At 47.8% G+C, this 23887-nt stretch carries 14 protein-coding genes and 1 tRNA gene; 7 read left to right on the forward strand and 8 right to left on the reverse strand.

What is annotated here, in order from left to right:
• Positions 1-20: 20 nt before the first annotated feature.
• The gene (locus QUB11_RS06915) at positions 21-863 is read left to right on the forward strand and encodes an alpha/beta hydrolase (RefSeq protein WP_333200203.1); all 843 of its coding nucleotides are present in this window, start codon (positions 21-23) and stop codon (positions 861-863) included.
• Between the two features lie 148 nt (positions 864-1011).
• On the opposite strand, the gene gcvT is transcribed toward QUB11_RS06915, so the two are convergent.
• From gcvT to QUB11_RS06930, 3 genes are all read right to left on the reverse strand, one after another.
• Positions 1012-2163 (reverse strand): glycine cleavage system aminomethyltransferase GcvT, encoded by a 1152-nt coding sequence (gene gcvT / locus QUB11_RS06920; RefSeq protein WP_333200201.1) that lies wholly within the window; start codon positions 2161-2163, stop codon positions 1012-1014.
• Between the two features lie 627 nt (positions 2164-2790).
• Positions 2791-2863 (reverse strand) — tRNA-Ala (locus tag QUB11_RS06925).
• A gap of 153 nt (positions 2864-3016) precedes the next feature.
• Positions 3017-3220, reverse strand: a complete 204-nt coding sequence (locus QUB11_RS06930; RefSeq protein ID WP_096832242.1) for a hypothetical protein — start codon at positions 3218-3220, stop codon at positions 3017-3019.
• Positions 3221-3594: 374 nt separating this feature from the next.
• On the opposite strand from QUB11_RS06930, the gene QUB11_RS06935 reads away from it, so the two are divergent.
• From QUB11_RS06935 to QUB11_RS06945, 3 genes are all read left to right on the forward strand, one after another.
• The gene (locus tag QUB11_RS06935) at positions 3595-6978 is read left to right on the forward strand and encodes an Eco57I restriction-modification methylase domain-containing protein (RefSeq protein ID WP_333200199.1); all 3384 of its coding nucleotides are present in this window, start codon (positions 3595-3597) and stop codon (positions 6976-6978) included.
• Between the two features lie 100 nt (positions 6979-7078).
• Positions 7079-7348, forward strand: coding sequence for a type II toxin-antitoxin system VapB family antitoxin (locus QUB11_RS06940; protein WP_333200197.1), 270 nt, complete (start codon positions 7079-7081; stop codon positions 7346-7348).
• Positions 7345-7764 (forward strand): type II toxin-antitoxin system VapC family toxin, encoded by a 420-nt coding sequence (locus tag QUB11_RS06945; RefSeq protein ID WP_333200195.1) that lies wholly within the window; start codon positions 7345-7347, stop codon positions 7762-7764. Before QUB11_RS06940 ends, QUB11_RS06945 begins: the two co-directional genes overlap by 4 nt.
• Before the next feature lie 224 nt (positions 7765-7988).
• Here the strand turns inward: QUB11_RS06945 and QUB11_RS06950 are convergent, their stop codons facing one another.
• The 3 genes from QUB11_RS06950 to QUB11_RS06960 form a co-directional block, all read right to left on the reverse strand.
• A complete protein-coding gene (locus tag QUB11_RS06950; protein WP_333390108.1) occupies positions 7989-12725 on the reverse strand; it encodes a glutamate synthase-related protein in 4737 nt (1578 codons plus the stop codon).
• A gap of 978 nt (positions 12726-13703) precedes the next feature.
• Positions 13704-14105: a biopolymer transporter ExbD gene (locus QUB11_RS06955; RefSeq protein ID WP_333200191.1), complete on the reverse strand. Its 402-nt coding sequence runs from the start codon at positions 14103-14105 to the stop codon at positions 13704-13706.
• The gene (locus QUB11_RS06960; RefSeq protein ID WP_333390110.1) at positions 14089-14748 is read right to left on the reverse strand and encodes a MotA/TolQ/ExbB proton channel family protein; all 660 of its coding nucleotides are present in this window, start codon (positions 14746-14748) and stop codon (positions 14089-14091) included. Before QUB11_RS06960 ends, QUB11_RS06955 begins: the two co-directional genes overlap by 17 nt.
• A gap of 764 nt (positions 14749-15512) precedes the next feature.
• On the opposite strand from QUB11_RS06960, the gene QUB11_RS06965 reads away from it, so the two are divergent.
• From QUB11_RS06965 to QUB11_RS06975, 3 genes are all read left to right on the forward strand, one after another.
• Positions 15513-17078, forward strand: coding sequence for a TonB family protein (locus QUB11_RS06965; protein ID WP_333390112.1), 1566 nt, complete (start codon positions 15513-15515; stop codon positions 17076-17078).
• Between the two features lie 102 nt (positions 17079-17180).
• The gene (locus tag QUB11_RS06970) at positions 17181-18254 is read left to right on the forward strand and encodes a hypothetical protein (protein ID WP_333256515.1); all 1074 of its coding nucleotides are present in this window, start codon (positions 17181-17183) and stop codon (positions 18252-18254) included.
• A 649-nt stretch (positions 18255-18903) separates the two neighbouring features.
• Positions 18904-20943 carry an acylase gene (locus QUB11_RS06975; protein WP_333390114.1) on the forward strand — a complete coding sequence of 680 codons (2040 nt, stop codon included), beginning with the start codon at positions 18904-18906 and terminating at the stop codon, positions 20941-20943.
• Between the two features lie 145 nt (positions 20944-21088).
• Here QUB11_RS06975 and QUB11_RS06980 read toward each other — a convergent pair whose 3' ends face one another.
• Together QUB11_RS06980 and QUB11_RS06985 are read right to left on the reverse strand one after the other, a co-directional pair.
• Positions 21089-22375, reverse strand: a complete 1287-nt coding sequence (locus tag QUB11_RS06980) for an MFS transporter (RefSeq protein ID WP_333390117.1) — start codon at positions 22373-22375, stop codon at positions 21089-21091.
• Positions 22376-22577: 202 nt separating this feature from the next.
• Entirely contained in the window at positions 22578-23723 is a 1146-nt protein-coding gene (locus QUB11_RS06985; protein ID WP_333390119.1) for a PepSY-associated TM helix domain-containing protein, read from the reverse strand.
• Positions 23724-23887 lie beyond the last annotated feature (164 nt).

The raw sequence follows: 23887 nt of genomic DNA on the forward strand, positions 1-23887 counted from the left end.
TCAACTATGAGCCTTTAGTAATGACTAAGTGGAACCGAAAAAATATTAAACGCTTGCTTTTTGGAGAATTTTCTGTCAAACGACTGATGCGCTCTATAATTTTTATTTACGCATTTCTATGTTTTTACGGTTTCTTTTTTTCAGAACGGCTAATTTTTCAACCTCCCCCATCTAGTCAGAGTGATAGCAGGGAAGTTATCAAAGTTAGCTCAGCTAATGGCGTGAAAATTTCAACTGTTCATTTTCCTAACCCGCAAGCTAAATATACCATACTTTACAGTCACGGAAATGCGGAAGACTTGGACGGCATTTTGTGGCTACTCAGAGAGATTCGAGATAGCGGGTTTGCTGTGTTTGCCTATGATTATCAAGGTTACGGCACGAGTCAGGGAAATCCTTCTGAATATAATACTTATCGTGATATTGATGCTGTTTACAGTTATTTAACCCAACAGTTGGGAATACCTGCAAAGCAAATTATTCTTTATGGGCGTTCTGTGGGCGGTGGGCCGACTATTGATTTGGCTTCGCGGCAAAAAGTCGGCGGTTTGGTGGTTGAAAGTTCCTTTGTTTCTGCTTTTCGGGTGTTGACGCGGATTCCGCTTTTACCCTTTGACAAGTTTGTGAATATTGATAAGATTGGCAAAGTTCGATCGCCTGTTTTGGTGATTCATGGTAAGGCTGATGAGGTGGTGCATTTTTGGCATGGAGAGGAGTTGTTTGCAGCGGCGAAGCAGCCGAAATTAAATTTTTGGGTTGATGGGGCCGGTCATAATGATTTGATGGATGTGGCGGGCGATCGCTATGCTGCAACTTTGCGACAATTTGCTAAGCTAGTAGATGAATCTTCTCGACCAAGATGAGCAACGGGCTAGAAGCCCGTTCCACAAGAACACATACACTTACACTTTATAGCCTTTCTTAGTAACATGAGGTGCACGCTTGATAAGCGGGCATAGGGCATAGGGCATAGGGCATACCTCACCAAGATTGAGAACTGCTGTACCTAATTTAACTGGGGCGGTTTTGCGATTTATAAAATGGTTTTTTCACCACATTAGCCGGATAGTTTTTACCGCGAATTTCGACTTCTAATTGCTGACCGATTTTCGCTAATTTTGCGGGAACAAATGCGAGGGCTACTGCGCGATTCAAAGTAGGCGATAATGTACCGCTAGTAACTTCCCCTACTGTTTCGCCTTCAAATATTACTGGATAGCCGTGGCGCGCAATGTGCCGCCCCCGCATTTCTAACCCTACCAACCGCTTTGATACTCCACTCGCTTTCTGCTGTTCCAAAACCTCACGCCCAATAAAATCGCCTTTGGTGTCGAGGTGCACTACCCAACCCAATCCAGCCTCTAAAGGCGTGATATTGTCGTCGATATCTTGACCGTAAAGAGCCATTGCTGCTTCTAAACGCAAGGTATCTCTCGCACCCAAACCGCAGGGTAAAACGCCAGCAGCTAACAATTTTTGCCACAGTTCTTTTCCTACTTCGGCATCCACCATGATTTCAAACCCATCTTCGCCGGTGTAACCAGTTCTCGCGATAAAACTCGGCTGTCCCAACAGATTTGTTTCTAAGTGGCCGAATGCCTTAATTGGTGCAAGGTTGTCTTCCACAAAAGGCTGGAGATAGTTAACAGCTTCTGGCCCTTGAATTGCAATTAAAACTTTATCTTCGGAGATGTCTGTAAAACAGAGATCGCTCAATTCTAAGTGAGTGGTGATCCATGCTTTGTCTGCGATGCGAGTGGCGGCGTTGACAATGATTACTGCACGTTCTTCGCTAGTGATAGGGTCTGGTTCTTGGCAGTAGAAAATAATGTCGTCTAAGATGCAGCCTTTGGCATTTAGCAAGACTGTATATTGAGCTTGACCGGGTTGCAAGCGGCTCAAGTCTGAGGGTACTAGGGGTTGAAATTTTTCTATTAATTGTTTCCCTCTCAAACCAAATTTTCCCATGTGGGAAATGTCGAACATTCCTGCTTGCTGGCGTACTGCTTGGTGTTCGCTGCTGATGCCTGCGTACTGTACTGCCATCTCCCACCCGGAAAAGGGCACCATTCGGCCTTTGAGTTCTAATGATAGGTCGTACAGAGGCGTGCGGGCAAGTTGGCTCGGACTCTCTGGATTGCTGGGTTCAGTTGACTTTGCCACAGGTAGCGCTTTGGTTGCGGGTAGACTGTTTTGATTTTACGGGAAAATTGGTTTTCGCGGTGTGTAGGGCGATCGAATTTAACGACACGCCAATGCTGTTTAGGTACAAGTCGCGATCGAATTTAAGGACACGGCAATGCTGTTTAGGTACGAGTAAGGACACTGCAGTGCCCTTCTTCGTGTCAACTTAACGTCAAAAGTAGTATCAGTATACCGTCTACCGATGAGCCCCTCGATCCCCACGGCGCCTAGGGCGGGCACGGGGGCACCGCCCCTACGAAGGGGGGGACAAGAGTATTCAAAGTCCCCCTTAACAAGGCAGGGCGGTTTCATTCTTGGTAGGGGCCGTGCCCCCGTGCCGGCCCTTTTGGCCTGAAACCCCCATTCGATGGTTGGTGGCGGGGGTAGGCACGGGGAGTAGGGGTAGCACTACCCCTACAAAAACCTCGTTTTTGGTGATAATGAAACAGCCCCCCTTAATAAGGGTGGGACAAGAGTCTTCTCTTTAGTCCACCTTATTAAGGGGGATTTAGGGGGATCTAGACTGGGGTAAAAGCGATATTTATCAACAGTTTTAGTCTTAAGTTGACACCAATGAGCAGTGCCGTTTCCCTACTCTAATGTTTATGGAGAATAGCGGGCTCGAACCGCTGACCCCTACAATGCCATTGTAGTGCTCTACCAACTGAGCTAATTCCCCTTTCTTTTCGCGCTCTCAATCATGCCTTAACGGACCAATATTTGTCAAGCTTTTTGGGGAAATTAGTTTTGAGCCTTCGGCTGGCAAGGCTTTCGGCTTTTTTTCCACAAAACTCTCCTCGCTTCTGGACAATGGTCAATCCCCTACTATCATTTAGTAAGTGTGCTGGGATATTTCGCTCAAATGGCTCAAACAAGACCCCATGAGGAAGTAGACGACTAGCAGAGCGGCGGCTGATACCGCAACTAGGGTGCCGGCTAGCATTAGTGAAAATTCCCGTTGCGCGATCGCCTCCTGCATTAAGTGCAAAGACCAGGCAACGAGGGCAACGTCAATTATTAAAATAGAAACCAGCATAAGTTACGATTTGTAACAGCTTACCTATTGTAACAAAACTTTTCGCTCCGTGCAGATAAGCTCAGGCGTATTTAACTTTTGCTGTAAAACCCGAAGGGAGCAGCGGAAAGCTACTGAGAAAAAATTATAGCTTTTGGTGATAATTACAATATGCAAAGTAAATGAGAGCTAGCTCAGCTTTAGAGGTGGGTTTTTGACTCTTGAGCGATCGCTCACGCTTTTTTGAGGGGGTAGGGTGCGTTAGCGAAGCCCGCCCGGGGGCTACGCCAACGAAGAGGATCGACCTTTGATTCGAACTGATTTGATAGCAGAAGGTCTGAGCCGCTGTTGGACTTGGATGCTGTAAAATTAACTTTATTAACCTGCTTGAAAAGATGACAAATCGCTCTACTCGCGCCCTTTTTCACAGCAAAACACTCAACACTGCTTTGCGTGCTTTTAGCTTTCCGCAAGATATGGAAGTGCGCCACCAAAAATTGGGAAGGTGGATTGCTGCACTTAAAACGGGTACGTTAGACGAAGTTAAAGAAGTTTCCCTGCACGGCAGTTTTATTAATGATATTTTTCAGGATGTTTTGGGATATTGCTCGGTAATTCAAGGTGCGGGGAAAGCTTGGGAAATTAACGCGGAACAAACGATATCTGATGGCGGCGGTTCTGCTGACGGGGCGATCGGCTTTTTTACTGCTGCTGGCAATCCTAAAGGCAAAGCCGTTTCCCTGCAAGGTAAAGTGATTGCTCCGATCGAACTCAAGGGAGCGAAAAATGATTTAGACCGTCCCGCATCCGGGCGATCGGAATCAGCAGTTGACCAAGGTTGGCGCTACGCTAATTATACACCAGATTGTCGCTGGATTATTGTCTCGAATTATCGAGAGTTGCGACTTTATCATACCAATAAAACTCCTGCTTATTACGAACAATTTTTTCTGGCTGACTTGGCGGATATTGAAGCTTTTAAGCGGTTTTACTTTCTGCTGTGTCGCCGCAATTTTTTGCCGAAAAACCAAGAGCAAACAGTTTCTGTTATTGACAGACTGTTAAAAGACTCTGACGAAGCTCAAGAGGAAATCACCAATAAATTATATCAAGAGTACAAAGCAATTCGACTCGCTCTCGTCAAACATTTTCGCTTTTCTGGGCCGCAGGATATCCGCAACCGCGATCGCGTACTCATCGAAAAAGCTCAAAAAACTTTAGACCGCGTTTTATTCATTGCTTTTTGTGAAGATAAAGGGTTGCTGCCGCGAAACACCCTCAGCAACGCTCACGACCACAAAGACCAATACAATCCTAGATTAATTTGGGAAAATTATCAATCTGTATTTCGCTGGGTTGATGTGGGAAATGATGACCCTCCTGTACCGGGATACAACGGCGGTTTATTTAAGTTCGATCCGGTTTTAGACGTACAATTGACTGTGCCAAATCCCTTATGCAGTCTGCTTAAGAATTTGACGCGATTTGATTTTGATACCGAAGTTTCCGTCGATATTTTGGGGCATATTTTCGAGCAGTCTGTTACAGATTTGGAAGAGTTAAATGCTGAAACTACCGGACAGGAATACAATCAGAAAAAGGGCAAGCGAAAAACTCAAGGTGTGTTTTACACGCCAGCTTTTATTACTCAGTATATTGTCGAGGTTTCTCTCGGTGGCTATTTGCAGCGTCGAGAGCAAGAATTGCGCGATTTATTCCTAATGGGCGAAGTTGCTGAAGTGTCGGTGCAGCCACCCAAGAAAACTGCAATTAAGTTTTGGAAAGCGTATCGAGACGAGGTGCTGCAAAAAACGCGCGTCATCGATCCGGCGTGCGGTTCGGGAGCTTTTTTGATTGCGGCGTTTGATTATTTGATGCAGCAGTACGAAAGAGTCGATCGCGAATTGAATGCTTTGGGATGTAAGCCAAAAAACGGCAACTCGCTGGAATTTGACAGAAGCATTTTAAGCAACAACCTGTACGGCGTAGATTTGCTGCCGGAATCGGCGGAAATTACCAAACTTTCTCTGTGGTTGAAGACGGCCGAACCTGGTAAAACCCTGACGTATTTGGATGATAATATTAAAGCGGGAAACTCGATTGTCGCTGACAGTAATGTAGCAGATACAGCGTTTGATTGGCAAGCTGAATTTCCCCAGATTTTTGCTGATGGCGGTTTTGATGTTGTCCTTGGCAATCCGCCTTATGTGCGGCAGGAGTTGCTATCTCCAATTAAACCATACTTGCAAGCAAATTATGAATCCTATAATGGCGTAGCAGACCTTTATACTTACTTTTATGAACTCGGATTAAACATTCTCAAACCGAAGGGAGTGCTTTCGTATATTGTCACAAATAAATGGCTGAGGTCTGGATACGGCGAACCTCTACGCAAGTTCTTTGCCAGTCAAGGTTTACTAGAGCAAATTATTGATTTCGGACACGCGCCAATTTTTGAGGATGCTGATACTTTTCCCTGTATTGTCGCAGTCAGAAAACCTAACGCTTCTCTATGTATCTCTGAAACTGAAAGCGAGATTGAGCCAGGTAAATCTGAACCTAATTCGCCTGTGATTGTTTGTCCGGTTCCGCGCGAGGAACTTGCTAATATCAACCTTACACAATACGTTCAACAACACGGCTATCAAATTTCGCGAGATCGTTTCACTGCAACTGCTTGGAGTCTGGAACCTCCTGCTGTTGATGAGTTGATGCAGAAAATAAAACAAGTGGGAGTTCCGCTAAAAGATTTTGCAGGGGTTAAGCCTTATCGAGGTATTTTAACAGGATTGAATGAAGCTTTTTTAATTGATGAAGCTACTAAAAATAGTCTCGTTCAAGCCGACCCTAAATCCGCTGAAATTATCAAGCCTTATTTGCGAGGTCAAGATATTAAACGCTGGAGTCCAGAGTGGGCAAATCTTTGGATTATTTTGCTGAAATCTAGCAGCGATAGTGTATGGCCGTGGAGTAAAGCGAACGATCAAGCAGAGGAAGTATTTGCACAAACATTTCCATCGGTATATAAGTATATGAAGCCGATGCAAGAAAAACTGTCTAAGCGTTCCGACAAAGGGCGTTACTGGTGGGAACTTCGTAGCTGTGCTTACTACAGGACTTTTGAAAACCCCAAAATTATTTATCAGGTTATTCAAACTTTGCCACAATACGCATGGGATAATTCTAGTGCTTATGGAAATGATAAAACCTTCATTCTGGCTAACAGCGATTTATGTCTGCTAGGTTGGCTCAATTCCCCGCTAATTTGGTGGTACAGTCATCGAGTTTTTACTCAAATGCTGTCAGGGGCGATTAGCCCAATGGGATATTTATTTGAAACTTTACCCATCGCACCACCAACTGACTCAATTCGTGCCGAAGTCGAATTAATTGTCAGCCGTTTAATTGAAATCGCCAAAACTAATCAACAAACTCACCGAGATGTCTTGCAATGGCTGGAAATCACTTATGTAATTGATAAACTCGGACAAAAACTCGAAGATTTTTCTGCCCTTTCCTTTGCAGAATTCGTAGCAGAAATCAGAAAGCGAATGCCGAAAACTAAATCATCCGATCCTCTCGGCGTTGCTGGACTAAAAGCAGTCCGCGAAACTTATAATGAATATGCACCGGCCATTCAATCTCGCAAAGCTGAGGCGTTGAGACTCGAACACCGTTTATCCGACTTAGTTAATCAAGCTTATGGATTGACACCGGAAGAAATAGATTTGATGTGGAAAACAGCGCCTCCCCGAATGCCGATCGCCAGACAGATTTGATCTAATGTTATATTTTAGATGGTCAACCTTTGAGAAAATAGAGAACAGTTTGGGATTGATTATATCTTATAATAAAACAACGGTTAAAAGAGGAAAGCAAATGGTGACGAACCTAAATGTGGATACGGCACTGCTGCAAGAGGCGATCGAACTGGAGCGAGAAATTGCGATCGAAACCTTAGTTGAAATCGCCTTGCGCGAATACATTCAACGCCGCAAACAGCCACAGAATCTCGAACTTAGCTTTGGAGAATCTCTCAGTGCATTTCGTGAAAAATATCAACTGCATGAACTGGGTTTAAATCCTGATGAAATTTGGGGAGAGGTTCGCGATCGAACTTTTGCAGGACGCGAGGTCATCTTTGAATGACGCTGCGTTATTTACTCGATACCAACATTATCTCCGAACCTCTTCGTCCTCTTCCGAATGCCAATGTGATGACTCAACTAATTGAGGCAAAATCCACTGTTGCGATCGCCTCGATCGTTTGGCAAGAAGTTCTGCTAGGCTGCTATCGAATGCCAGACTCTAAGCGCCGCCGCGCGATCGAAGCCTATCTTCAGGAAGAAGTGAAAGTAAAATTACCAATTTTACCTTATACCCAAGAAGCGGCTGAGTGGTTTGCTAAAGAACGAGCCAGACTTATTCCGATCGGTCTTACACCGTCTTATGCTGATGGGCAAATTGCAGCGATCGCGAAAGTCAATAATCTGATTCTGGTGACACGAAATGTTGCTGATTATGCAAACTTTCAAGATTTGGTGATCGAAAACTGGTTTTCTTAAACTTCATTCCTGCTTATTAAGCATCCCTTGTGGTATGAATCTCTCCCAGAAACGGGGTGAAGCATTTGGGCATAAAATCAAAGGAATTATTAAACCGCAGAGAGCGCAGAGGACGCTGAGGAAGAGAATAGAGAGATGAAAAATTTCGATACCAAGGGATTTGATATGAAGATGAAAAAAGGGGCAACTCGCGTCGCCCCTCACCTATTTAACCAGCTACAAAATTAAACTTCCACAGCAATCTTTTGTTCCGAAGCCTCCGGCGAATTCGCTTCACTCGGCGGCACAACTTGCCAGAACTTAGGCAAATATTCCGACCAATTTGCCAAAATCTTCTCAGCTTTCTTGCTGCCAGTTCGATCGCGCTGAGCCTCAATCAACTCCTTCAATTGCGCCTCCCCAGCCGCCGTACAAACGCGCTGCATCTTCACAATCTCCCCGTTGACGTGAGCCGGGAAAGTCCCGTCTTCATCGAGGAAATAACCCAAGCCGCCAGTCATTCCAGCGCCGACATTCCGGCCGACTTTTCCTAACACGACGATCGCGCCACCAGTCATGTACTCGCAGCAGTGATCGCCCGCACCTTCAATGACTGCTTTCGCCATCGAGTTACGCACCGCAAACCGTTCGCCAGCTTTACCCGCAGCCAACAGAGTTCCCCCCGTCGCACCGTACAAACAAGTGTTGCCGACGATCGCATTTTCGGAAGCATCATAAGTCGCACCAGCCGGCGGTGCGATCGCGATTTCGCCACCGTGCATCCCCTTACCAACGTAGTCATTGGCTTGGCCTGACAGCACCAGCGTCATCCCCGGCAAATTGAACGCGCCGAAGCTTTGGCCCGCGCTACCAGTGAAGTTGAGGGTGATTTGACCGCTAAAGCCCGTGTTGCCGTGTTGCTGTGCGATCGCACCACTGATTCTTGCGCCTACAGTGCGATCGGTATTCACCAATTTTACATTTTTGCTAACAGTGCCGTGATTGGCGATCGCACTTTGAATCTCCGCATCTGCGAGCAAATCGTCATCTAACACAGGCCCGTTGGTGTGTACGTCGCCGTGGATCAAGAAAGATCGATCGCTCTTAGTATCCGGTAACTTAGTCAAACAATCCAAATTAATCGCTTGGGTTTTAGTTAGTTGCACCCCATCGCGCATTTTCAGCAAATCCGCGCGGCCGATGATATCTGCGATCGACTTATAACCCAATTTCGCCAGCAAACTCCGCACTTCTTGTGCTACGAAATAGAAGAAATTAACCACGTGTTCCGGCGTTCCGGGGAACCGTTTCCGCAAGTGTTCTTGTTGAGTTGTTACCCCCACCGGACAACTATTCATGTGGCAAACGCGAGCCATAATGCAGCCTTCTGCAATCATTGCCACCGTGCCGAAACCGTACTCTTCGCCGCCCATCAAAGCGCCTACAATCACGTCCCAGCCGCTTTTAAAGCCACCGTCAACGCGGAGCAAAACTCGATCGCGCAATTTATTTTCCATCAGCACCCGGTGAACTTCTGTCAATCCGAGTTCCCACGGAGAACCTGCGTGCTTAATCGAACTCAATGGAGAAGCACCTGTACCGCCATCGTGACCGGAAATTTGAATCACATCAGCATTTGCCTTGGCGACACCAGCGGCTACTGTTCCGATGCCGACTTCCGACACCAACTTTACAGAAACTCCAGCTTTCGGATTGATTTGGTGCAAGTCAAAAATCAACTGTGCCAAATCCTCGATCGAATAAATGTCGTGGTGAGGAGGAGGCGAAATCAGCGTGACACCCGGTTTCGATCGGCGCAAATAAGCAATGTACTCGCTCACTTTCGGCCCCGGCAATTGACCGCCTTCACCTGGTTTCGCACCTTGTGCGATTTTAATTTCGATTTGTTCGGCGTTCATCAGATACTCAGGAGTCACCCCGAAGCGTCCCGAAGCTACTTGTTTGATGGATGAAGAAGCTGTATCCCCGTTCTGCAAACCTTTTAAGTGAGGTAGCGTTTGTGAGAAACCAGCCGCGCTCACATCGTTTAGCACTTTGTAGCGCACCGGATCTTCGCCCCCCTCGCCGGAGTTGGATTTGCCGCCGATGCGGTTCATGGCAATGGCTAGCGTTTCGTGGGCTTCCGGGGACAAAGCGCCGAGAGACATTCCGCCGGTGGCGAACCGCTTGACAATATCTGCTACAGATTCTACTTCTTCAATGGGAATGGAAGGGCGATCGCTCTGGAAATCCAGCAAATCGCGCAAAGCCGTTACCGGGCGGTTTTCGAGCTGTTTCTTGTAAACCTCGTAGTGATCGTAAGCACTTTCACCATTTTTGTCACCAATTGGTGTCATTTTTGGTTCGGCCCCATTGCCGTTACCGTTAGTCTGAGCCTTAAAAGTAGTTACAGCCTTGTGCAAAGCCTTCGCCATTTCCGGGCTGTTCATGTGATATTCACCACCACGGCGGTACTGCACAAAGCCGTAATTTTCCAGCTTTTTGAGGTGCAATTCTGGGAAAGCCTGACTGTGGAAAGACATTACCTCGTTAGCGAGTTCCGCCACACTCAAACCGCCGATCCGAGAAACCGTGCCTTTGAAACCCAAATCGAGCAAATCACCGCCAATGCCGATCGCCTCAAAGATTTGCGCCCCCTGATAGCTAGCCAGCAGCGAAATCCCCATTTTCGACATAATCTTCAGCAGCCCATTTTCCACCGCTGTGCGGTATCTAGCTTGAGCCTGCGTCACGGTAATATTGGGAACTTTGCCATGCTGCATTAAGTTTTGAGTCTTGGCGTCAGACCACCAGGCCCGCACGCTTTCCAAGGCCAGGTAAGGGCAAACAGCCACCGCCCCGTAACCCAGCAAACAAGCGAAGTGGTGAGTGCTCCAACATTGGGCGGTATCCACAACCAGCGAAGTTTGCATCCGCAGCCCGACGCTAATTAAATGGTGGTGAACCGCTCCAACTGCCAGGAATGGGGGAATATAAGTGAATTCTGCACTCAATCCACCCGAAGATACATTGCCTTCTTGCTTCAACAGTCGATCGCTCAAAATCAGAATCCTCGCACCCTCGCGCACCGAAGCAGCCGCCTTTTGACAAAGTTGCTCGACTGCTGTTTTCAAACCAGAAGGCCCGGCAGAAATTTTGTAAAGCGTTGACAATTCGGTTGCGGTGAAAGACTTTTGCTCTTTCAAGAAAGACAGTTCAGCGTCGTTGAGTACGGGGGAATCAATTTTTAGCAGCTTGGCATTTTCCGGCACTGCTTGCAGTAAATTGCCCCGCAGACCCATATTCATCGTCAGCGACATCACCATCCCCTCGCGCAGGGGGTCGATCGGCGGATTTGTCACTTGAGCGAACCGCTGTTTGAAATAGTTGTACAGCAACTGAGGCTTTTCTGACAATACAGCTAAGGGAGCGTCGTCGCCCATGCAGAAAGTCGGTTCTTTCCCAGAACTCGCCATCTCGACGATCACCATGTCCAAATCTTCGGCTGTGTAGCCGAAAGCAGTTTGGGTTGCTAACAGCGTTTGCGAGTCGAGGGTTGCTGTTTCGGCAAAAGGCTGCGGTTGCAAGATTTCGCGGTTTTGTTTCAGCCATTCGCCGTAGGGGTGCCGCTTAGCAATTCGCTGTTTTAGTTGCCAATTTTTGAGAATTTCCTTAGTTTGCAGGTCAACTGCAATCATTTGTCCGGGCCCCAAACGGCCTTTTTCGACAATATCTGCTTCGGGAATATCCACAACTCCGGCTTCGGAGGCCACAATTACCAAACCGTCTTTAGTAATGCAGTAGCGGGCCGGCCGCAAACCGTTGCGATCGAGCGTAGCACCTACTTGTTTGCCGTCGCTGAACACCAGCAGGGCCGGGCCGTCCCAAGGTTCTTGAATGCCGCTGTAATACTCGTAAAAATCGACAATTTCTGGATAGTCAGCCAAATCCGGCTGATTTTTGTAGGCTTCGGGTACCAGAATTGTCAGGGATTCTAGGGGGGTGCGGCCGGAGTGCACCAACAACTCCATCACGTTGTCCAAGTTTGCCGAATCGCTGCTTTCGGGATTGACAATTGGGTTGAACGTGTCGATATCAGCTTGAGTCCAATTCGGGTGAGATAAATTGGCTTGCCGCGCCTTCATCCAGGTAATATTGCCCAACAGCGTGTTAATTTCCCCGTTGTGTCCCAGCAAGCGCATCGGCTGGGCTAAGTGCCAGCGGGGCATGGTGTTGGTGCTGAAGCGCCGGTGATAGACGGCAAAGGAGCTTTTATAAGCGGGATTTTTTAGGTCTGGGTAAAATTCTGCCAGTACGGCCGATCGCACCATGCCTTTATAGACGATCGTGCGGCAGGAGAAAGAGCAAGTATAAAAGTCTCGGCGGGTGAAGTTGGGGCGATTTGACAGGGCGTGTCCGATCGTGCGGCGCGCCAAAAATAGATGTTTGTCGAGTTCGTCTCCGGCTAAGTGCGGTGAACTGACAATTACTTGTTCGATTTGAGGTTGATTTTCTAGCGCTTGCTCGCCCAAAACCGATGGTACAATGGGAACTTGGCGCCATCCCAAAAGTTTCAGCCCGCGATCGGTCAGAACTTGCTCAACCACCTGCCGCGCTATAGTCGCTTGAAATTTATCTTGAGACAGAAACAGCATTCCCACGCCGCAGTTTTCCCGCGCGGGAGGCACAATTCCCTGTTCGGCAAACCAAGCATCCAGCAATTCCCAAGGAATCGCCGTCATTAAACCCGCACCGTCGCCGGAATCAGAGTCGGCGCTGCAACCGCCACGATGTTCCAGACAAGTTAAAGCTGGCAGCGCTTTTTGAATAATCGAGTGGGTGGCTTCACCGCTTTGGTTGGCAATAAACCCCACACCGCAGGCATCTCTTTCTTCCACTAACCAGCTTTGGCCGGCGAATGGAGTTCCTCGCTCAGTTTGATGCACGTTTTTGTTTCTGTTTGGATCGATCGTGTTACCCATGTTGATTGAATGTTATTTCCGTGATTGTGTGATGGATGCGTTTTTATAGCTCGGAGAGAGAAGGCTGCCGAGCGGTGGGAGCCTAGTAAACTTTAAGACAGCACATTGTAAGCTGATTTGATAAAAATTTACGTCTATGCGGCCTGTACCTAGCACTGAAACCCTGTTTGCAGATTTTAAATTATCTCGCTCGCATCGCCTCAGAGATGTCTCCTAGAATACCCTGCTGTTAAAAAGCAGTGATTCTTTGGGCGATCGCCGCCCTGCAACTAGATACATTGCAGGCGATCTAGTTTTTTGTGTGGGTTTTTCCTGAGTTCGGAAGGGTAGCCTTGCGGACTCAGGTAGATAGTAACTTTAGCGTTATTTTGCTTGCTGCGCTGTTGAGTTGCTTTCGTCAGCGCCTGCAGACACAAAATCCACCTGCCCGTTTAGTCGGTAGGTGCAATGTAGCAGCGCGGTTCACAACTCGTGAAACCTGTCTTATTGTGCAGTCAACTATCAAGCCGCGAACATCAAGTTTATCAAAAAATTGATAAAATTTCACCCATTGCACTCAGAGTTTCCGCGCAAGTCTTATAAGCGATCGTCCAGAACCCAGGCTAAGATGCCTAGCCGAAAAAGGTTGACAGTTGTCCATAACTGGAAATTACTCCCAGATATAGATGTTTCTAAAATTACTAAATCATATTGAGGTCTTATAGCGGTTCGATCGCGTTGTGAGGTATGGGGGCGAGTCCTATGCCTATGCCCTATGCCCTATGCCTATGCCTATGCCCTATGCCCACGGAGGCCTATGAACACCTCATGTTACTGAGAAAGGTTACCGCACAGTAAATAATTTGCTTATTTTTGCTAACCTATGCTAATATTCTATACCTGGCATACGTCCCACTTAGAAAAGCAGTCGAATTTCAGTCTTGTCTTAGGGTACTCTGGCTGCTTAAAAACTGTCCGGAGTATTGTAAATTTAACTCTCTACTTTGTGGTAGCAATCCCTAACTTAGCTCCCTTAATTCGGCGTAATCGATCCATAACTTCCACCACATTTCCGTGATTGACGCTTTTATCAGCATTCAGCACAATTAATGAGTTCGGATTTGACCCCATCACCTGTCGCACCGTACTCTCAATCTGCTCTAAGTTGACTAACTTTTTATCAACCATTAATTTTCCATTAGGATCAATGGTGACGGTAATTTTAGCAGGCGAGTCCTGAACTTGAGAGGTTGAGGCTTTCGGTAAATTTACGGGTAGACCCTCGGATTTGGATAAAGACAGAGAGGAAACAATTAAAAACGTCAATATGGCGAAGACCACATCAATCATTGGCACGATGTTAATCTGGGGAATACTATCAGGTTCATCGGGTAGGCGCATAATTAGATTCTCTTGGTAATTTTTCGTAGCGGTGACGGTACAATAGCTCTAACTGGCCTCCAGCTTCCTGAATAAAAGCAATCTGCTGTAAGTAAAACCCGCGAAACATATTGGCAAATAAGAGTGTAAAGATTGCCACAACTAACCCTATTGCCGTAGAGACGAGGGCTTCGCTAATCCCAGAAGTAACGCCTGCAGCATTCGTGCCCGTGGCATTCCCCAGTTTGAGAGAACTAAAGGTAGTAATTAACCCCAAAACTGTTCCGAGCAACCCAAATAGTGGGGAAAGGCTGATAATGGTGTCAAATATTGTATTGAATCGCTTCAGGATGGGGATTTCTGCCTGAGCGCCACTCTCTAGGGCCAAACGAAATTCTTCGATGTTGGGCGAGTCTAATTCTAAAGCTTCTAAAAAAATCCGGGCTAGGGGCAAATCGCTGTTTACTTGTAACTTTTTGATGGCGGAATCGGGGTTTTGACTGTAAAGCTGTAGCACATCCCGCACGACTCGCCGCTGCCGCCGATTTACCCTAAACCAAAAGGCAAGACGCTCTATGATCAGCGCGACTGCTGCAATTGACGAGGCAAATAGCGGCCAAGCAACAATGCCTGCGGCGCGAAAAATGTAAATGAAAGCATCCATTGATTTGTACTCTCGCTAGCTCTGTTGAATGATCGCAAGCTGCCTAATGGTGCAATTAGCCCGTGAGAAGGCTGGTAGAGTTTCTGCGTCAAGTCGGCACAAGTGATTCAGGCTGCGAATTGTTTCACTCAAGCGCGATCGCACGATCGCGATCGCACAAACGCACTACCTGACTATCTTCGTCTGTACCCAAAATGCTCCTAATGTGATCCCGACAGAGATCGCGACAGATTGTTCTGCCAGTGCTTCTTTGCTAAATATTTGCGTTAGGACTTGACAATAATCTTCAATAATTTAAAAGATTCTCAACTAGGTTTCCACAAAATTCAGGGTTTGTCAAGTCATGAACCACATTTAAATATAATAATTACCTATTTTTTATGAAAGATAGTTAATTTTTCCTTATTTAAAATTTTCATGAAAAGCTTGAGAATGTGGAATTTTGTTGGTAGATTACGGGCTAGAGTATTGCAGTTAAAGCATTTTTGAACCTTCCCCTACCAGAATCAGAACATTGACAGCGCCCATAAGAGCAAGGTAGACGCCCCCAAAGGAAATGCTGATTGGTAGCGTCTAGTCGCTATCTCAAAATTAAATAATGAAAATTAATTGCAAGAGTCTTGAACAGGGTGACAGTCTTCTTATAGGATGGGTAGGTTCATCAGTGATAGCAAGCTCAACCCGCAGTTGGTAGCTTGTTTCGGGTTATGTGGGGGAGCCAGCGAGGACGTTGCCAACCCATCCATCAAGGAGATTCATAAGGCATGAGTTTTTCAAATATTTCGGCGACGCAAAGACAACAACAAGAAGAAGCTCTCAAAAAAGTTCTGGCGCTCAGTCTGTTAGCCTCAACCTTCCTGCACGGTGTCGCGCTGCCGTTGAGCCTCAAGTTCGTCAAACCTGCTGAATTTGAAGAGGATGCAATTGAAATTGTTGTGCTTGATGAGCCAAAAGTAGAGGAAACCCAGCCAGAGCCGACTATTCCAGAAAAGGCATCTCCCCCGCCTGAGACGTTAAAACCAGAACCGCCACCAGAGCCAACTCCCGCAGAGGAGCAGCCGGTAGCGGCAACGCCCCCGCCGATTCCAGAGGAGTCACCGGTAGCGGCAACGCCCCCGCCGATTCCAGAGGAGCCACCCGTAGCGGTAACGCCACCGCCGATTCCAGAGGAGCAGCCGGTAGCGGTAACTCCACCACCAATTCCAGAGGAGCCACCGGTAGCGGTAACGCCACCACCAATTCCAGAGGAGCCACCGGTAGCGGTAACGCCACCGCCAACTCCTATCGAGCCTTCCCCCGCACCTCAACAGGATTTAAATTCCCCAGAAACTCCTAAAACCCCGATCGCCCAGGAACCCGAAACCCCTTCGCCCGATCCTCCAAAAAGCGAACCACCCGTTAGCGACTCCCGCCCCAAGGGTGCTGGAAGTTCCACAGACTTTACAAAAGATGCTGGAAATCCCAACTCCTCCGACAGCCCTGAAAAAAATAACCCGCTCTCGTCATCTGCTTCGGCGGGTAGCGGGGAGCCTTCCTCACAGCCATTAAATCCTTCTTCCGGGCCATTGGCGCGATCGCCCGCGGCTGGCCCACCAGTCACAGCTACTAGGCCAGGAGGCAGTAGTAAATCTGGAAATGCGATCGGGGATCTCACAAACCCCTCCTCCTCTGATAGCCCCGGAGCAAGTGCGTCCAACTCACCATCGGGTGCCAGCGAAAATGGCAACATACCTTCCTCAGATCCATTTGCGACTGGTTCGGGGCGATCGCCCCGATCGCCTGCGACTGGCTCACCAGTCACAGCTACCAGGCCAGGAGGTGGCGGAAATTCTGGAAATGGGAGCGGAGGTTTAGGAAACCTCGCCTCATCTGGTAGCCCAGGAGGTGGAGGCCCAGGAGGCGGAAGCCCAGGAGGCGGAAGCCCAGGAGGAAGTGCGTCGAACTCATCACCCGGTGGAGGTGGAAATGGCGGCGGGGGTTCGTCAGGGCCATTTGGCAGCGGTTCCGGGCCAGTGCCAAAACCGACAAATCCAGGAAGAGGGGCGGGTCCTTCGCGCCCTCCGGGCGCGCCTCTGGGCACTTGCATTAGTGGCTGCGGTAAACCTGAATATCCGATCGCAGCCAGAGAAGAAGGGCGCCAAGGCCAAGTGGAACTCATTTGTGACATTGACCCCAACGGTAAGACCTTCAACATCAAGATCGTGACTCCTAGCAAATACAACGACATGAATCGCGCAGCGATGAAACAAGTACAAGAAAGGAAATATGCCCCATCAGAGAGTGGCATTCAAGGAGAAAGAATAGTCATTATCTTCCGGCTCACTGACTAGGGATTTTTTTGAGAGTCTAGGAATTTGGCTGGGAATTCTCTAGCACCCTCCAAGGAATAGCAAAGTTAAAAGTTAAATTTTTTGTGAATTATGAATTTGGGAATGTCGTCAGCAATATTAAGTAAACTTCAGGGAGTTGGACTCGCTCTATTACTTGGTTCCAACTTGGGAATGGCTTTGTTGTTTGCCAACCCTCACAGCGCAATGGCAGGAGTAATTACTTTACCCGATGGCGGACGTTGCGAGGGAGAATTGAGTGAGGGAAAACTCAGCGGGCCCGGCAGTTGTCAATATGCCAACGGCGATCGCTACGAAGGCCAATTTCTCAACGGCAAACCTCACGGTCAAGGCATCTATACCTTTAAAGAAGAAGGTCGATACCAAGGAGAATTTGGGGATGGGGAATTCAACGGTCAAGGTGTCCGCGAATTTGCTAACGGCAATCGCTACGAAGGAAGTTTTAAAAACGGTGACTTCGATGGTACAGGCACTTTTACCTCAACTAACGGCATTCGTTACGAAGGCTCTTTTACGAGTGGTTCTCCCAGCGGTCGCGGGGCTTTTACGTTCAGTAATGGCACTCGATGCGAAGGAGATATTAAAGAAGGAAAAGTTAACGGCAAAGGCGTCTGTCAATATGCTAATAAGAACCGCTACGAAGGAGAGTTGCTGAATAATGTGCCTCACGGACAGGGAATTTATACCTTTGCGGTCGGAGGGCGTTATGAGGGGCAATTTAGTGAAGGGCAGTTTCACGGTAAAGGGGTTCGCGAATATCCGAACGGCAACCGCTATGAAGGAGAGTTTATGAAGGGCAACATTCAAGGTCAGGGGTTGTTTACTTTTAAAGAAGGGGGACGTTATCAAGGCCCGTTTGACAATGGAGAATTTAGTGGTGAAGGTGTCCGTGAGTTCGCCAATGGAAATAGCTATAAAGGCACTTTTGTTAAGGGTAAGATGAGCGGGAAAGGAGTTTTCATTTTTGCGAATGGCGATCGCTGCGAAGGAGAATTTAGCGATGGTCAGTTCAACGGCAAAGGTACCTGCATTTACGCCAATGGCGATCGCTATCAAGGTGAATTCCTCAACGGTCAGAAACACGGGCAAGGTTCTTATCTATATGCAGATGGGACGAAAGTAGAGGGAACTTGGCAACAGGGGCAGCTTAAAAAATAAGCTTATAACTCACATCTTGCACCATTCTCAGCAACAGGCTTTTCGGCCTGTTCCACAAGAAAATTTATCTTTTGTGGAACAGGCCGAAAAGCCTGTTCATAAAAGGCTAATTGAGAATGGTGCAATATCTCAGTTATATCGTTTCCGGTTGCATCGGAATGATTTAACCGCAGAGGGCGCAGAGAACGCAGAGGGAGAGAATACAGAGATGAATACAGGACGATGCTACCGGATTTGATATTATCACCTATTTCTCCTTACTTGTTTGCCCCCCTCCTCACCAATGACATTAATGCGCTTTCTAGCCGGCACACCGACGTTTTATAGTCTTTTTAATTTGGTGAGCGTAGGGGAGGAGTTTTAATACCACATCCGATTTACATAGAGTGTTTTTTCGGATTTTCTGGAGTTCTCGAAGAGGTATTATTTTTTTAACTGCAGATGGACGCAGATAGACGTAGATAGGTTAGCTTTTTGGGCATCGGATTTGGTATAATTTTCTCTCTCTCCCTAAAAGGGATTTAAATCCTCGGCGTTTTGTTCGTGCAGCTTGTTGAAAATGCTGTTATGTCTCAGTTTAACCCTAGCTAATTAATTTCCAGTGTTTCTACAACTAAAAAAACAAGGCCGGCGGATTGTCTCGTTATTGATGAGTTTTATTTTAGTTTTGCTTCTAAATAATGGGGTTCAATCCTCGCCAGAAATCGGCAATCAAATTCTTTGGGATACCTATGGAATTCCACATATTTATGGAGAGAATACTAAAAGCCTTTTCTACGCTTTTGGGTGGGCGCAGATGCAAAGTCACGGTAATCTGATTTTGCGTCTTTACGCACAAGCTCGCGGGCAAGCTGCCGAGTTTTGGGGCGAAGATTATCTGGAATCCGATCGCTGGGTGCAAACTATGGGAATTCCTAATCGCGCCAATGCGTGGTATGAATCACAAAATCCCATTTTCCGCAACTATCTCGATGCTTTTGTTGGCGGAATGAATGCCTATGCAAAAGAACACCCAGACGCGCTCACCGAAGAATTAAAGGTAGCATTGCCCCTCAAACCGACAGATGTATTGGCACACGAGCAGCGCGTCATCAATTTTACGTTTGTAGTCGATCCAGAGCGCCTTGAAGATATCGCTGAAAATGACACCCCCAAAGGCTCTAATGGTTGGGCGATCGCTCCTTCGCGTTCTCAAAGCGGCAATGCCATGCTATTGGCAAATCCTCACCTTCCTTGGTCGGATTTATATTTATGGTACGAAGCGCAACTGGTTGCCCCAGAAATTAACGCTTACGGAGCGACTCTCGTCGGATTTCCTGTATTAACGATCGCCTTTAATGACAACTTGGGATGGACTCATACTGTCAACACTCACGATGGCTGGGATGCCTACGAATTGCCCCTCGCTAACGATGGCTATCGCTTCGATGGCGAAGTCCGAAAATTTGACAGAGAAGAGAAGGTTTTAAAAGTCAAAGAAAAGAATGGGAATTTGCGATCGGAATCTCTAGTAGTGCGGCGTTCTGTTCACGGGCCGATTCTCACAGAAAAACAGGGCAAAGCGATCGCCATGCGCGTTGTCGGACTCGATAAACCAGCAGCCCTTCAGCAGTGGTGGGATATGGCGCGCTCAAAGAATTTTTCTGAATTTGAAGCCGCTTTAAAGCGCTTGGAAATTCCCATGTTTACCGTCATGTATGCCGATCGTGAGGGGCATATCATGCACTTGTTTAACGGTCAAGTACCCATTCGCAAAAACGGAGATTTTAAATACTGGTCAGGCACGATTCCAGGCAATACATCAGAGACTTTGTGGAGCAAAAATCATCCCTATGCGGATTTGCCGCGCGTTGTCGATCCGCCCAGCGGTTGGTTGCAAAATACTAACGATCCTCCTTGGACGACGACTTTTCCCAGCGCGATCGCACCGGATAATTATCCCGCCTACATGGCACCGCGCGGCCCGATGGATTTGCGATCGCAGCGATCGGCAAAAATGCTCTTAGAAGATGAGAAAATCTCTTTCGATGAATTGATGCAATACAAACATTCCACTCAGGTAGAACTAGCCGATCGCCTCCTCGATGATTTAATTCCCGTCGCACGCCAAGGCAGTGCTCAAGCGCGCCGCGCTGCGGAAGTTCTCGCCACTTGGGATCGCAAAGTCGATGCTGACAGTCGCGGTGCGGTGCTGTTTGCCTTTTGGAAAAAAGCGATGGATGCTGATGAGTTATTCGCCAAACCTTGGAGCGAAGATGCGCCGCTAACGACGCCAGACGGGTTGGCAAATCCTGCGGAGGCGGTGCGGGTGCTGTCCGCGACAGCAACCAAAGTTGAGGCGACTTATGGCGCGTTAGATGTCGCATGGGGGGAAGTCTTCCGATTGCCTGGGGAGGCGAATCTACCGGCAAATGGAGCTGACGGTGCTTTGGGTGTATTTCGTTCAGTCTGGTTCGCTCCTGGGAAAGACGATCGCTTTCAAGCGGTGGCGGGCGATTCTTTTGTCGCCGCGATTGAGTTCTCGAATCCGGTGAAAGCGATGGCGCTAAACAGTTACGGTAACGCCACTCAACCTGGTTCGCCCCACGCCGGCGATCAGTGGCAGCTCTTTGCTCGCAAGGAATTGCGCCCTGTATGGCGATCGCGATCGGAAATTGAAGCTCACTTGAGTTTGCGCCAGAAACTATAGCAGAAGGAAGTTCGGCAACGGATTTTGTAACGGATGTAACGGATGTTCGGCAGCGGATTTTGTAACGGATGTAACGGATGTTAGTCCGATGGAAGTCGGAAGAGGGAAGAGGGAAGAAGTTAAAAGACCTCTTTCTGTTTCCCCTTTACGCATCGCGCAGCAGGCGGCAAGCATAGCCACCGACTGCTACGAGCAATAAGCCCAGGGCGGAGATAGCGTATAACAAAGCCATGCCAGCACCGGCACCTGTCCCGATAATTGGGCCAAAAATAGCTGCTAAAAAACCTCCCGGTTGCATGGCGGGTTCAAAGACGCGATCGGCAAGTGGGCCTGCGATCAATAAACCGATCGCTGACGCCAATTGCACGATAACTGCTCTGGTAGCAAAAACACGCCCCTGTACCTCTGGTGCGACTTTCGCCAGCCAAATCGCCTCGTTGGAACTGCCGAGGATGGGGAAATTGAAAGACGAACAAAATTGAGCGGGAATCCAGATGGAAAGCGCCTGACCGAAAGCAAAAACTATTTTACTCAAGCCCGCACCTGCCATGCCGAGCAGAAAGCCCCGGATTCGGCGTTTGGGGCCGCCCCAAATACTGACGATCAATGCTCCTAAAACGCCGCCTGCGCCGGCGGCTGAAAGGATAGTACCGAGGATTCTGGCATTGTTGCCGGTGCGTGCCAGAATCATCGGTGAGTAGAGGGCAGCGCCGATGTCGTGAGCAAACCAGAATAGCGAAACGGACACCAGCAAGGCAAGCAGGCTGGGACGCTCGACGATGTAGCGGAATCCGAAGCTGAGTTCTTGCAACAGGTGGGGGCGAGTCGGCTGGGGATTGGAGGCGATATTGCTCCGCAACGCTGGCGCGATCGCGGGCTGTGGTATTTTGACACATACTAGGGTGGCGATCGCGATTGTAAAAGTTGCCAGGTCGATCGTAAAAATCCCGCCGGGCCCGATCGCAGAATAGAGAATCCCCGCCAGCGTCGGAGCAATAATACTCGCGCCGTAATTTGCCAAAAAACTTAAACTGCTAGCGCGGCTGTAATGCTTTTCTGGCATCATTGTGGCGATGGCTGCTGAGTAAGCTAACTGCTGAATTTGGTCAAAAATTCCGTTAACCGCAGCCGCTACATATAAATGCCATAGTTGCAGGTTTTGGCTAATATAAAGTAATAGGATAGCGAGCGTTAACAAAGCTGAAACCGAATCGCCGATCGCCATCAAAAATTTTCGATTCCAGCGATCGACGAGAATGCCAGCAACCGGAGCAAGCAAGATGCGCGGCAATTGAGTAAAAAACATCAACAAAGCCAAAGCTGTCGCTTGACTGGTGGACTCCCAAATCCAAATAGTCAGCGCAAACGCGGACATAGCGCTGCCAATCATCGAAGCAGTTTGTCCGAGCCATAGTTGAATAAATTTTTGCATGAAATAGGCGATTGATAGAATTTAAAATTCAGAGGATAGGGGTTTTTAGGCAGGAGAATGATATCAAATCCGTTAGCATCGGAATAGTAAATTCGAGTTCACTGTTGACTTTTCACTGTTCACTGTCAACCGTCAACAGTCAACATCATTCCGGTGTAACCGGAGATGATATGCACCCGCATAAAATCCCACGCCGCTCTCATTAAAACCAAGGCCATTGCTGGCTAAGTGGAGATAATTCTTCATATTGCTGTCTCGCCTCCTTACGGTAAAATTTCGCCAAGTGCCGCTGCCGCCACATCAGTACGCCCGTAACAAACAGTACGATCGCTGCTAATCCTGCGATCGTGTGTACAAGTCGCAAGTAAATTCCGCCATAGCTGCCAATATGTAGCGGATAAAGCGAGTTGAGAATTCGATTTGCTACAGAAGCTGAATTTACGCTGTCAGCCTGCAATATTTCGCCACTGTATTGGTCGAGATAAATGGTGCTAACCCCGTTTGGATGCGGCTCGTTGGGAAATTTTTTCCGTACTTTAAAAATGCCTTCAGGCGTCAAAGGCAGAGAAATAAAAGTAGTTTTAGCTTCGGGCCAAACCGTATTAACTTGGTGTAATATTTCGTCAAGGTTTTGCCTCGAACTGCTAGAGTGGGGATGAGAAGTCAATGCTGGCTGTGGCTTTTCATTCGTTAGCCAATACAGAGTCGATTCAACCGGCGCGTAAAAAATTATCGCTGTCCCTGTAGCGGAGATGAGTATGAGAAAAGCGACCGATACAATGCCCGAAACGTTATGTAAATCAAATACAGTCCGCTGCCAGTGAGCTTTCCAATTAATTGAAAATCCGCGAGCCAAATTGCGCCAACCAGTCCACAATACCAAGCCACTAAAAGTTAGTCCTAGCATTACTATACCGCAAATACCTACAACAAGATGACCGAATTCTCCTCCCGCTAATTCTGCGTGTAACGTAAAAACCAAACCTGTAAAAGTTTCTTTCCAAAGGCGCGCACCCTTAATTTCTCCGCTGTAAGGATTGACATAAACGCTAACTACTTCCTCACTCTTTGACAGCATCGAAACTTTGCAAACTTCCTTCGCTTCTCGCGGCAGCAAGATACTAAGAGCTTGATTTTGCGGATAAGCTTTTTCGACAATTTGCAGGACATTTTCCAGCGGTATCCGTTCGGCTTGAGGAATTACTTGCAGGAGTTGGGGATTGAACAACCGCTCGATTTCAGGCCCGAAAACCAGTAAGCTGCCCGTTAAAGCAATTACTGCTAGAAATATTCCTACCACTAATCCCAAATACAAGTGCAGTTTGAATGCAAGTTTGCGGAAATTCATCTCGAAATTTTCCTCGAAGCCGTTATTTGTAGGGGTCGTGCCCCCGTGCCGACCCCTCCCCACTAAGTATTTCAGGGATTGGGGCAGCCACGGGGGGCAGCCCCTACAAGAGAATGAAACAGCCCTCCTGCCTTAGCAAGGGGGTAGATTTGTAACTAGCAACA

This window comes from Microcoleus sp. B6-A1, assembly GCF_036705085.1.
Classification (GTDB): Bacteria; Cyanobacteriota; Cyanobacteriia; order Cyanobacteriales; family Microcoleaceae; genus Microcoleus.